We start from the raw sequence: 11,735 nt of genomic DNA, 5'->3' as shown, positions 1-11,735 counted from the left end.
GCAGAAACTGTCTCATACTTGGCTGAGATATAGGGATATGAAGGGATCTACAAAACTTAGTGCCAGCTCAAAACCAAAAAGCACAGCCAAGGCATATAGGCTCTTTACGAGCACCGCTGTTAAAATGTTTCATGAGATAGATGCTCGATATATTGACGTGAAAGGCGATGGAATATTTGCACTGTTCGACTCCAATCAGCTGTATACAGCCCTCGCATCAGCTGTTTCATTCAAAACCTTTTGTGACGAAGTCTTCGTTAGTAATATAAGGACAGTCTCTGACCAGGACATAGGCGTTCATATTGGAATTGACACAAAAGATGTCTTAGTTAGAAAACTTGGACTCAAAAGGAAAAATGAAAGATCTGATCGACAAAATGAGGTATGGGCAGGGAAACCCGTGAATATGGCATTTAAGCTGGCCTCGCTTTCTGACGGGACCATTATGGCTTCCGATAGATATCACAAATTACTAAAGGACGAGAAATCTCTATTTTCTTGTGGATGTCCAAACAACGAGAAGACCGAATTGTGGAGCGAGATAGACGTATCCTCTCACGGAATGTTTGATTTTACGAAAGCATTTAGCTTAAAAAGTTCATGGTGTAAGACCCATGGACGAGAATTCTGTGAACATTTCATCTCCTTAGACGCGAATAACTAGTTGCATTACACACCTAGCCGAAAATTTGCATTCAACTTTCATCGATCAACCTCCACTTTTGTTAAATGTTTCAAAGTCAACATCAATTAAGACGTAATGATCATTAGCAAGTTGATAAAAAGCATGCTGTATTTGACGTTCGTTGTATGATGGTTATGATACAGTTGATATTCGAAACGGTTAAAATGAGGAGATGGAAAATGGAGTTTGAAATGCTGACGGACGGAAATTTCAAACGAAAGGCAAGATCCCAACAAGTCGCCTCAATAAATCTTCCTGATCCTAGGTCTTGCGACGAATGGCAATCATCATGAGCCGCCGCTGATCCAGAAGTGGACGAGTGCAAGTGCATGTGTGCAATTGCTCAAAACATAAGAAGGCTGCACACTTGCCCACGTGAAACCTTTTTTCAACAGCCTGTCTAAACTAGCGCAGATAGGCTATTGAATCCAGCGTCGGGTTAGCAAGCTTCGGAGCTCAATTCCAAACCTTCGGAATCTTTCCGAGCGTTCTATATCAAACTTTAGACCGGCTAGTAGCCCGTAGCGTCAATGGAATAGACGGATCGCCGTTCAATCCGATCATTGCGCCACATGTATTCATGCAAGAAAAATCTGCTGCGACAATGCACGCGCTCCAAGAATTCTGTCGAGGCGAAGGTCGCTCAGCAGCAATTTCGAACAGATTACTGTCAGGCTTCGAGGCCATCATTCATTACGCCCCGCACATCCCGACGAAAAGTGGGGTGCAGGCTCTTATCAGTCGGGCCAATGATGTTCTTAAGCCCGGTCGGACGCTCAGTCCTTACAACAATCTTGACAATGATCCCCTTCCATGTTTTCGCAAAGTTAGGTTTGCATTCGTCGTGATAGCTGTCATAAACCATTGCACCCCAGCTGCCAGGATCTTTGTCACAGAACACTTTGGTATAGGACTCCGTGGGATCGAAGGCCCGACGCCCTTTCTTACGGGCTGGAATTTTAGTCTTAGAAAGTGTCCGAACTGACCCGTTGGAACGCTTAAGCCCCCGCTTTTCAAGCTCTCCGCGGATGAACACCTCAATAGCTTCTGGTTTAGTACGGCCATGAAAGGTCTTTTCGACCATGAGCTCGAGCTCATACTCAGGTACGCGTGTGTTCAAAGAAGCCCTTGCGGCGGGACGCAGTTTTAGCCTCCGACAGAATTCTGTGAAACGCTCAAGGTCGTCAATTTTTCCATCACTGTTAATAAGAATGTCATACGCCATCGCTTTGTCCCGATGAGAGTAAATGATAGCCTTATGGTCCTGCTTGCCGAATCCGCAAGCCCTGCCCATAAAACTCTGGGTTATAGTGTCAATGGTCGAGGAATTAGCATTTTCATACATGAAGTGGCAATACCGGGTATCTATGGTATTACCCATCCGGGCTTTCTGCTGAACAATCACCAAAGTAAAGATACCACGTCTTTCTTGTTGGAAGAAAGTCGTCGAGAAATCCCGATTATTCATGTTCCATTGCTTGATAAATATGCGCTCACCATAGAGGTTCTTCAGATATTCTTCAAGGATCTCTGCCTCACTCGACTTCGCTCGAACCATTGCATAGCCAGACGGCATCTTTCCATTGAGTATAGTTTCAATATGCCTGCAGACCTTCGATTTCGAGTTCACCTGAACGCGTACCTTATCGCCAACTTTCTGTCTGACAAAAAGCTCATCAGCCTCCTGAAATCTGCCATTTTTCAGCATCATGCGTGGAGAATTGTAGCCAGCTTTTTCAAGCTCATCGAGGTTAGGCCACTCTTCGAACTCAAGGCAATCAAGCGACGTGAAAGGCGTTGCAGAAACACCGCAAAAAAATATATTCTTTGTGGTTTTCACCTTATGCTTTTCGAAAAAATCATTGATGGTCATATTGATTCCATCACCGAAATGATTTTCGTCGTAGAATACAATCATAAGATCTGAGCTTTCCGCCCAGTCCTGCCGATCCGAGCGCGAAAGAACTTTCAGTCCAGGAATATGTTCGAGTCGCTCGTTGTTCTGAGAACGAAGATCAACTTGATCATTCGCACATACAACGATTCCTTTGATGTCCGGAAAGACGCCCTTCAGCAAAAAAAATATACAAGCAATAATATTTGTCTTCCCGCTTTGAAAGGGAGAGATCAATGCGCCAGTTCGTTTTCCATCAAGAATCTTCTGAGCAAAACGCAGAGCAGGCTGCACCTCGTTTGGATAATAGCCAAAATCTCCAGTAAGTTCGTCAGCTTTCTTCTTAAGAAGCAATCTCATGCGTTTGCTGTCCATTTTCAACACTGAACCGCGAAGAACCATCAACTAACCTCCATTGCTAGGTCCGTTCTGCCCTTAAACAATACTGCTCAAGGCTTCAAGCTGCAAAAACATTTAGATGCTACACGCAGAAGCGTCAAGTAATTAAAAAATCCTGAGCACCAAGAGATCTATGTTGGAGCTCCAGCTTCCTAAATAGGTTTTACATAATAGGGTATTAGTTATGAAGGAACTGAATTTAAATTTTTCCAGATCGGGATTTAATGAATTGCATATATCTGGAGGCTCAGGCATCGACTATCAAATTGAAGTAATCGCTGTGGCCTGGATTTTCTTATTTTGTGGCAACATTTTCACGACTGCATTAATGCCCAGCTCATGATAACGAAAGCGCGCTGCCACCAAGAACATTTGTTTGCCGAGAACACCACATGACAAGAGATTTAGTAGCAAGAAGGATACTCGACTCGTCTATTGCTGCGCTGGAAAGTTAGCTTCTCGAACGCATGCGAAGTAACCCCCGTTTCTCCCAAGTGCGACCTGCATTTGAGGTATACTGGCAGCATTATGTAAGGCGGCAGTTGGGCTATTTACAGAATTTCCTTCTTGCCGATAATCTTCCAGCAACCCCTGAGGGGTTTAATTCAGGACGCAAGTATCATACATCGTCCTACCCAATACCGAAAAAGGCATTCAAATCTCCTTCCCCCAGTATTCGGGATGAATCTGGATTCTTCGGAAGAAAGCCAGAGCGACACTCAGGGATGGTGACGAGCAATTTTAAAACGTGCAATTTCAGGCAGCGGGTCATCGCGACAACGCCTGCTGATAAATCCCTTTTGCCAAAAATCGCCTACTGCCTTGCAATCCCCTAGTACTTAGGCTAAGTTGCAGTAGCTGTGGTGGAGCGTCGTAATGGCATTGCGAAGGTCATCGGTTCGATCCCGTTTACCTCCACCATGAAAAGCCCGCAGTACGAGAAATCGGCTGCGGGTTTTTTCGTTTGGGTTCAGATAAATCCCAGGATAGATATGGGCCCGCTGCGCGGTCACATGGACTTGTTTTGAGCCCGCGTTCGCGGGCTGAAGAAACAGGTCTATGAGTCTGTGACCCAAAATTTTCAGCCCATCTTCCGAGCTTGCTTGGCCAGAAAGTGGCGATCAACGCCCTCTTTCAAGTAAGTTTTCATAACAGCTTGTCGCGAGATATTTAGAAACAACGCGACTTCGTCTAACTCCCGCAGAAACTCCTCTGTGAGATCAACGTTCAGTTTAATGATGTTGTCACGCTTCTCAATTTTCTGAACTTCCCTCGGCGGCATACGTTTTGCCTCGCCAAAATACTGACTTGTATCTTCACCACGTAGAGAGGCGGCTTCGATGTGTTCAATCGTCGCGGACTTTTTCTTTTTACTTTTTTTAGGCGTTTTGCTCATAAATTTTTGCCTCACTCGAAGTTGACTTCCAAAGTGTCACAAGCCAATCATACTCTCCAAGGTCGTCTTCTCGGACTTCCACGATGAGCGTCACCAGTTTGCCTTTCACAAATCCAATTGCTTTGTACTGTTCTGGATCGTCATTCTTATTCTGGATAACGTAGTCGCTTTGAAAAATCTCCAAAGCTTCTTCGAAGCCGATACCGCGTTCGCGCTTGAGCAGAGTGTTCTTTGCCTCATCCCAGTTTACACGCTCCGAAATACTCCTACTTATCGGCAGATAATATAACAGTTATTAGATAAAAGTTATAACTGTCATGACTTTTCTATATCTAATTGATATTAATGAATTTTATGACTGACTATCGCGCCAAAATTACAGAAGAGATAATAGAATCTGGGTTTAATTGGGTTATTGCGCGGGTCTTGGTTTAAGTGATTTATTTCCAATAAACCCCTTGGTCCCCGCGACCCAAACTCCGGGATTGACTCTCTCCAATTCCTTTACGACTATACTAATGATTTGGAAGAAGCCAGGATAGCGGCCTCTACGAAGTGAAAATATATGATGCAGAACTGGATGCCTGGAAAGAATAGACCTGAGGACCCAGAGGGAGATGCTCGCCTATGGCTGACGATGGATTTGAAACTGATGTAGCGCTCAACTTGTGCAAAGCTGTTTTCAATGAAGACGTAACGGTGAAGAAAATTCCAGAATCCCGCGACAAGACACCTGACATTCAGGTTGTTGAAAGAAAATTACTTATTGAAGTCAAGCGAATCGACAACCCACAAGCCAACAAACAAAACAGCATGTGGGCTCACACCGTCGAAAGGTTGAAGGATCGCCTAGAAAAAGAACCGGGCTGGAGCGGAGAGTTCTATATTACAACTACCGGCGAGATGCATATTTCGAAAATCAATGGGCAAAGAATTTTGGAAGAAGCTGTGCAAAAAATCCTTCCCATTATATCCAACTTCCCTAGCAAAGTAGAAGTTGCCAAGGATGATTTGGAATACGAACCCGATGAAGATATTTTTGTTCATGTCGAGGGGAACGTCCATTTCAAGATCGTAAAAGCGACCAATGAAGGTAAGGCTGCATGGTTTGATTCAATGGATTTCCAAATTGGCTTCCCGGAAATTCAGTTTGAGGAAATTAAAAAGAACATCGAGAAAGCCGACAAGCAGCTTTCGAAGCATATCCCTTTATATCCAGACCATGAGAAATGGCTCGTGTTTCCAATTATGGATCTGAATCTATGGGGGCGCCATAGTGAGATCCAAAAGGTGATAGATCAAGTACCCAATAATATCGATCAGATATGGGGTATTAATTGGAATGGAGATAAGCCCGTTGGCACCCCAACGAAGTTAAAGAACCCGTAGCGTTCTGCAGGCCCCACCTCAATCCTCCCTTCCTTTCAAAGATTCAGGTAGGAACCGTAATAAATTCTCAGCTGCTACCTTCTTGTTGACACTCTGGAACCAATCCTTACGGAGAGATTGACTAGAGCATCAAAACAAACATCTTAGCCATTCTTTCAAGGAGTGGTGTAGTCCACCAAGAGCAGAAAGTGAAGCGCTTTTCGGTTCAGTGCTCAGGGAAGATTATTCGCCGAATAGCGATGCTGATGTGTTGGTTGAGTTTGAAGAAGGGGAAACGCCGAGTCTCCTTTGGTGGCCTGAAATGCTTGAAAAACTTTCCAATATCTTCGGCGGATGCGGCGTTGATCTTGTTACATTGAAAAGTCTTGACCCTCGTTTAAAACCAATCGTTCTTGTTCAGAATCGATTTTTTTTACCTGCTCGATCGTGACTGCCAACCGCCCAAGGGTCGGCAACGGTCTTCCACTCAAACGACTGTGGAAAGGACTTCGCTCAGGCCACTCGACTGCGGTGGATTTGTCTATTTTCCTGACAAGGCAGAATGATCATAAAATGGAAGCGATAAAGCTCGAGCTTGGGATCCAGGCAGTTGCCCAGATGCAATTCCACACGGCCGGATTCGGCTTCAATGAAGCGACGTACCGCATCCATCCCCACGCCCCGACCCGAGACCTGGGACACGGCGTTCGCTGTCGACATGCCTTGGTGAAAGATCAGCTCCGCGACCTCCTGCACGCTGGCATCTTCCTGGATCAGCTGCAGAGCCAGACCTTTCTGCCGAAGGCGAGCGATGGCCAGGCCGGCTCCGTCATCTTCAAAACGTATCTGGATGAGATTATCTTTTTCCACTGCAGCCAGCTTGATGTGACCCCGTGGGTCTTTGCCTTTACTGATGCGGACATCGGGATGTTCGATGCCGTGGTCCAGGGAGTTGCGCAGCAGATGCACAAAGGCATTTTTGATCGCCATCTCCTGGCGGTGATTGATCAAAATATCCGCCATATCAATGGAAATATGCGGCTCACCCTTTTGCAGGTCCTTGGCGATACGATTGGCTTGCTTCAGGGTATCGTCAAGCATCAGTGGCAGCGACATGAAGATAAGCTTTATCAGCTCATCCCGATTGTCATGAATCACGTCCTGAAGATTGGAATCGAGAGCGTTAGTGCCATCCAGGAAGTTGAGGATCTGGAAATTGCGTTCCAGAAAATCACGGTCGATGATCACCTTGCTATCGTCCTCGGTACGGCCCAGTACATCGCGGTTCACGGCTTCATACTGCTGAAATATTTTCAGGGCCGGTTTGAAGTCGGACTGCAGTTTGTCCATTTCGATAGGAACGCCATTCCTTAGGATATCCGCGTAGTAGCTTTCGACCAGATGGAATACCTCGGATATTTCAATCAGCTGCAGGGTTCGGGCGGCGCCTTTGAGTGTGTGCATGTTGACGAACAGGATCTTCACCGTCTCGACATCGACGGGTGCGCTGCCGATCAGTCTTTCATTCTCGCTGAGCAGCTGCTGACCCGAAGAAAAAAACTGCTTTGCCTTGTTGGCGCCGATATCCAGCAGCTGACGCACGATATTGAATTCCTTGTTTTTGTCATCCAGTTTTCGACGGGCTTCCACCTCGGCACTCACATCAAGCAGCGTAACTAGGATGCGCTTCACGGTGTCCTGGGCATCGAGCTCGACGTTCCAGGTGCACTTGAGCACCATAGGATGGGCGCCGTGGTATGCGAACTCTGTGGGTAGATTGCCGATGTTAACTTCAAAATTCATCACGTTTTCGCCGAGGCTCGCGAGGATCGTCTGCCAGGCCTGATCGCTTGCGTTGCGGCTTAGTTCGGAACGATCGAGGATCAGTTCCTTGAAACTCTGGCCGCCGATATCAGACCGACCGATGAGTACAGGCAGGTGAGCGGAAAAATTCTGGCCAATGCCACCGCCCTCAACAATCGTCAGAATACCCTGCGGGATATGCTGCAGGAGCGATCGCACCTCGGCGGTGCGTTCCAGCACTTTGACTTCCAGGCTGGCATTCAGGTCGCGCACCTCGGCGTTTTTTATCTGCAGGTCCTGGTTAAGCTGTTCGCTGCGCTCAAAGGTTAGCGCAAACACCTTGGAGTTATTGCGAGCAAAGACCACCGATAGCACCGTGCCGCCCCACATAGCCATCCAGGGAAAATCGATGCTGTTGACGACCTTATAGAAATCGAAGAGGATGCCCGCAGTTAAAGCCAGGTAGCCCACACCTAATAGCATGATGTCCATGCGTTTGCTTCGGATGCCGTAGATGATCACATAAGGCAGAAACACCAGGAATACGACCACGCTGTTGCAGGCGATATAAACCCAGTTGAGAGCCTGGATATCCGGCATGCGGCTTGCCAGGGCCAGGATGCTATTGGTCGCGCAGGCCGCCAGGCCTAGTACCAGACTGATGCCGCGCAGCACACGCAGCAGTCTGGATTTGACCAGCAGTGTGACGACAAAAATAGCGAAATAACCCGTCAGAATAGGCGTATACATCACTGACGAGGCTACCAGTTGGGTCAGGGCATTGCTCTGCATAAAGTGACCAAGCACATTCTGCGAGGCGATCTCTTTGAGGAACATAAGGATGTTGAAGCCAAACAGCAGCAGCGACTCCAGGTCCTTGCCGCGGCGCGAGACGTAGATCAGCAGACTGTAGATCGCGAGGCATAAGAAAATTCCCGTCGGGATCAGGAGAGTGACTTTTTCGGCAAAGATTTCCTGCAGGAAATCCTGCTGGGGGCCGATTTCGAATGCTCCGCGGAAGCCGGCGGCTACGCTTTCCACGCCACCGATAGTAACAGGTTCTTGTTCATAATTGAGGATCAAGTAATTGGAGCCCTGGGCTAAATCCAAGCGGAAGGTGACGTTAGTCAGTTCCCTACGGGATTTTTCAAGACTCTTCTGGCCGAATTGATCGTCAACGAAGATCTCGCGCCGGCCTTGATCGTTAATAATGAGCAGCTGAGAACGAGCCGACAGAGCCGGCGTGACGGCGAAGAGCGAGTAGGGGCGATCGGCATCGACCCGGATAATAAAGGCGCCACGAGCTGGGCCTGCGGCGTAAGTAGTCCAGTAGGTGCTGCCAAGATAGGCATTTTTAAAAGGCAGATTTTTGAACTGCACCTCATCGATGCTGCTGATGTTTTTGTCGATAAAGCGCCAGTCACCCGTCAGGCGAAGAATCTCGTTCTTATAGTCCTCGATCTCAACCTTGCCTTCATCGATCTTCACGAGCGTTCGACTTTTGCCCCAGGCTATGGCAGGAGCAAGCAGCAGGGCGCACAGCATCGGGATGAGGTTTGTCAGCATATCGTCAATCCAGTTGAATGTTCGAGATGAGCTGCGGGGCGCACAAGTGCACAAGTGTCCCCGTGAAGGTTTCGGCCTCGAGCCGATATTCTTGAAGAAATTGCTGTCGCCTGGCTTGGAGAAATTATGGGAGGGGCAGAAAGGTCCCGAGACAATGGAGTTAAAGGTCGAATTATGCAGGTTTACCTAAACCCCTATCCATGTCCTTTGACACGCATCGACAGGGACCACGGCGCTGGCTGCCGAAGCCCAAAAACCAATGGGGCAATGGGTGAAATTATGACGAAGCTGCAATGGGTCAACCGTGTCGTCATCCACGACCACAACACGAATTCCCAGGAATTCTTCTCTGCGTCGCATGGTTGATGGGCCTGATACGTCAAGTGCACAGCCAACTCGCTGATCCTGGATCCCGATGGATTCTGCTCAGTCCAAGATCAAGCGCGTGACAATAAGAATGGAGATGCTTTCGCTCAACTTCATTGTTTGAGTTGTTTTGACAATACAAAAGAGATGGTCTTGGATTGCCCAGGAATGGGCTCGTGATTGGCATTGACCAGGACAACCTTGACCTTGTGCGGCCCTACGGGTAGTCCGGCAATGTCTATCGTGTTGTTGCTGCTCGCCTCAACCCACCAGAAGGGTTGGTCATCGACGTGAACATGAACATGCCCGATCCGCGGAGACACCTTCGTGGCTGCCTCCCCAAATACCGGTAAGACTCGCACGTTTTCGACTCTGTACTGAATCCAAACGAGTCCTAGCTCCAAACCTTCGGGAAGCGGCTGGTCCACGATGAGTCTGGCAGGGGGCTCGTTCTCAATGACGATATACGGTGATGCCTCCGCAGTCTGTCTCTCTCCTGAGAACGCTCCCGGGGTAACAAGGATGCCAGCAGCGAATGCCGTTGCCGCCAAATATTTTCCGTGTCGGGTCACATGAGTTTGCTTCATGTCTTCTCCTTTCTGGAGATCTTAAGAGTTACCCAAACGTCGCGGGATGATTTCGTGAGTCCCCGCTGAGCCAAACGACAGCATACTCGCATCAAAGCAAAAACTCGTGTTCCCGGTTTAGAAATAGCACCCATTATTCCAGCTGGAATACTTTCTTGTAGGGTTGAACTGGTCAACGCGATACCAGTCTCAACAGCAGTCCTGTTGATATTTCCGAGCTCTGGGTGCTGCTCGCTATCTGGTCGTCGTAGTTGCGGTCAATTCTTTATCAAGCCGCATACCTCTCCTCTTCAGCTACTGCTTATTCATACCGAAAAGGGAGGACGAGGTCATTCCATGAAGCGAAAACACACTGACGCCTTCTCACTCCTTGAGGTCATCCTTGCGATGGTCCTGGGGCTTGGCTTATTGCTTTTAGTAAAAGATTCCCTCTTTTCCACCCTACGTCTGCAGAGTTTCACCAAGGATCGGAATGTGTGGCAGATGCTGGAAGATGATCTGCGCCGGAGCTTCCATGATAGTGCCGCGTTTAATATTGCGAAAACTCAAAATCCCCTGCTCTTAAACTGTCTGACAGAGGACGGTGCCAACTGCCCAGCCGGTCCGAAGCCTATAGAACTTTTTCTAAGTAAAGATTTGCCGACGACCGGCGGATTTTCGGCTTTCCGATCCCCATGCAAGGAAAAAAGCTGTCCGGTAAGAATTGAGGCCGTTTTCACCGGACTCTGCCGCCAGGCAGCCCCCTGTGATATGGCTGGTGCCATTACGGTAGATTACAGAATCCTCATCAACGATACCTTATATCGCCAAGGCAGCATGCAAAGGAATAACCTTACGCGCGAGGCCGGCGACGAGTCTTACAGCTGTGAAGCCGATGCTGCGGGAGAAGTCGGCTTTGCGACACGGATCAGCGCTACGGCCGTGGACTGCATCAACGCGCCAGCATTCACTCGTTCTGTAACAGGCGTGACGCCAGGTGACTGCGTCGCGGGCAAGGAAGTTTTGGTTGGCTTCAGTGCCGGGGGACCTCCCATCTGTGCCCCAATCAAGCGAGGTGCCCTGTGAAGAATCGGTCAGGAAAGTCACCGTGGACCGGGCAGACAGGAGCCTCTTTGCTCGAGGTCATGATCGCGGGAAGCATCCTTGCGGCCATCATCGTCGCCGTCGGCGTTCAGGTGCAGACCTTAAGGAAGACCTTTCAAGCTACATCACGCCTGATGGCTTTGGATGCCTTCGAAGCGAGCCTGAGCGAATTCGTGCGTGACAGATACCTGATCGAACATTCGCTTCGGATGGCAGGCTCGGGCGCCCTGAAAGGCTGCATTCTCAATGGCACGACCTGCAACGCGGCGATGGCCCAGGTCACGCCCTTGTATCGGGAAGGGCAGAAGGAAGCTTTGACCGGACGCAGCGTTTTTTAGGATTACAACGGACGGCTGTGCAAAGACCGATGCCCTGGATATTTCGTCGAAACACGGATTGTCCCGAGCTGCTTGAATGGCACCTCGTGCACGGGACCTGATTATGTTCTTTTAAACCTCTCCACCCAAGCCAGGGGCTATGGATGGAGATTCCTGGCCTTCGGGCGTTCAGCGCTTCCCTGGCCGGTCGGGCACCAGGGCTCTTGCTGAGGCTTACTCGGCCTTTTTCCCGATCTCTCCAGGGAAGACG

General features: G+C 48.6%; 9 protein-coding genes and 1 pseudogene. 5 read left to right on the top strand and 5 right to left on the bottom strand.

What is annotated here, in order from left to right:
• On the top strand, positions 1–664 hold a 664-nt coding region (locus tag VE954_RS37440), incomplete at its 5' end, for an adenylate/guanylate cyclase domain-containing protein (protein ID WP_324962793.1).
• A 691-nt stretch (positions 665–1,355) separates the two neighbouring features.
• Here the strand turns inward: VE954_RS37440 and VE954_RS37435 are convergent.
• The 3 genes from VE954_RS37435 to VE954_RS37425 form a co-directional block, all read right to left on the bottom strand.
• Entirely contained in the window at positions 1,356–2,981 is a 1,626-nt protein-coding gene (locus VE954_RS37435; RefSeq protein ID WP_324962791.1) for a hypothetical protein, read from the bottom strand.
• A gap of 1,078 nt (positions 2,982–4,059) precedes the next feature.
• Complete coding sequence (locus tag VE954_RS37430) at positions 4,060–4,374, bottom strand: hypothetical protein (protein ID WP_324962789.1); 315 nt, start codon at positions 4,372–4,374, stop codon at positions 4,060–4,062.
• On the bottom strand, positions 4,358–4,558 hold the full coding sequence (locus VE954_RS37425) for a hypothetical protein (RefSeq protein WP_324962787.1): 201 nt from the start codon (positions 4,556–4,558) through the stop codon (positions 4,358–4,360). Before VE954_RS37425 ends, VE954_RS37430 begins: the two co-directional genes overlap by 17 nt.
• A 443-nt stretch (positions 4,559–5,001) precedes the next feature.
• On the opposite strand from VE954_RS37425, the gene VE954_RS37420 reads away from it, so the two are divergent.
• On the top strand, positions 5,002–5,763 hold the full coding sequence (locus VE954_RS37420; protein ID WP_324962786.1) for a hypothetical protein: 762 nt from the start codon (positions 5,002–5,004) through the stop codon (positions 5,761–5,763).
• A 205-nt stretch (positions 5,764–5,968) separates the two neighbouring features.
• Positions 5,969–6,193 (top strand): annotated as a pseudogene (locus VE954_RS43960) (nucleotidyltransferase family protein); the annotation flags it as partial.
• Between the two features lie 62 nt (positions 6,194–6,255).
• Here VE954_RS43960 and VE954_RS37415 read toward each other — a convergent pair.
• The gene (locus tag VE954_RS37415; protein WP_324962785.1) at positions 6,256–9,111 is read right to left on the bottom strand and encodes an ATP-binding protein; all 2,856 of its coding nucleotides are present in this window, start codon (positions 9,109–9,111) and stop codon (positions 6,256–6,258) included.
• Between the two features lie 479 nt (positions 9,112–9,590).
• Positions 9,591–10,064 (bottom strand): DUF6130 family protein, encoded by a 474-nt coding sequence (locus tag VE954_RS37410; RefSeq protein ID WP_324962783.1) that lies wholly within the window; start codon positions 10,062–10,064, stop codon positions 9,591–9,593.
• A 336-nt stretch (positions 10,065–10,400) separates the two neighbouring features.
• On the opposite strand from VE954_RS37410, the gene VE954_RS37405 reads away from it, so the two are divergent.
• Positions 10,401–11,129 (top strand): hypothetical protein, encoded by a 729-nt coding sequence (locus tag VE954_RS37405; RefSeq protein WP_324962781.1) that lies wholly within the window; start codon positions 10,401–10,403, stop codon positions 11,127–11,129.
• 47 nt (positions 11,130–11,176) lie between these two features.
• Positions 11,177–11,485, top strand: coding sequence for a hypothetical protein (locus tag VE954_RS37400; protein WP_324962779.1), 309 nt, complete (start codon positions 11,177–11,179; stop codon positions 11,483–11,485).
• Positions 11,486–11,735: the final 250 nt, after the last annotated feature.

Source organism: Oligoflexus sp. (assembly GCF_035638955.1).
Classification (GTDB): Bacteria; Bdellovibrionota_B; Oligoflexia; order Oligoflexales; family Oligoflexaceae; genus Oligoflexus.
The sequence above is the reverse complement of the archived record's forward strand: the minus strand, read 5'-3'. Positions and strand labels throughout refer to the sequence as shown.

Coding starts and splice junctions, on each gene's coding strand:
- VE954_RS37435 (WP_324962791.1), bottom strand. CDS start 2,981: ATGGTTCTTCGCGGTTCAGTGTTGAAAATGGACAGCAAACGCATGAGA.
- VE954_RS37430 (WP_324962789.1), bottom strand. CDS start 4,374: ATGAGCAAAACGCCTAAAAAAAGTAAAAAGAAAAAGTCCGCGACGATT.
- VE954_RS37420 (WP_324962786.1), top strand. CDS start 5,002: ATGGCTGACGATGGATTTGAAACTGATGTAGCGCTCAACTTGTGCAAA.
- VE954_RS37415 (WP_324962785.1), bottom strand. CDS start 9,111: ATGCTGACAAACCTCATCCCGATGCTGTGCGCCCTGCTGCTTGCTCCT.
- VE954_RS37410 (WP_324962783.1), bottom strand. CDS start 10,064: ATGAAGCAAACTCATGTGACCCGACACGGAAAATATTTGGCGGCAACG.
- VE954_RS37405 (WP_324962781.1), top strand. CDS start 10,401: ATGAAGCGAAAACACACTGACGCCTTCTCACTCCTTGAGGTCATCCTT.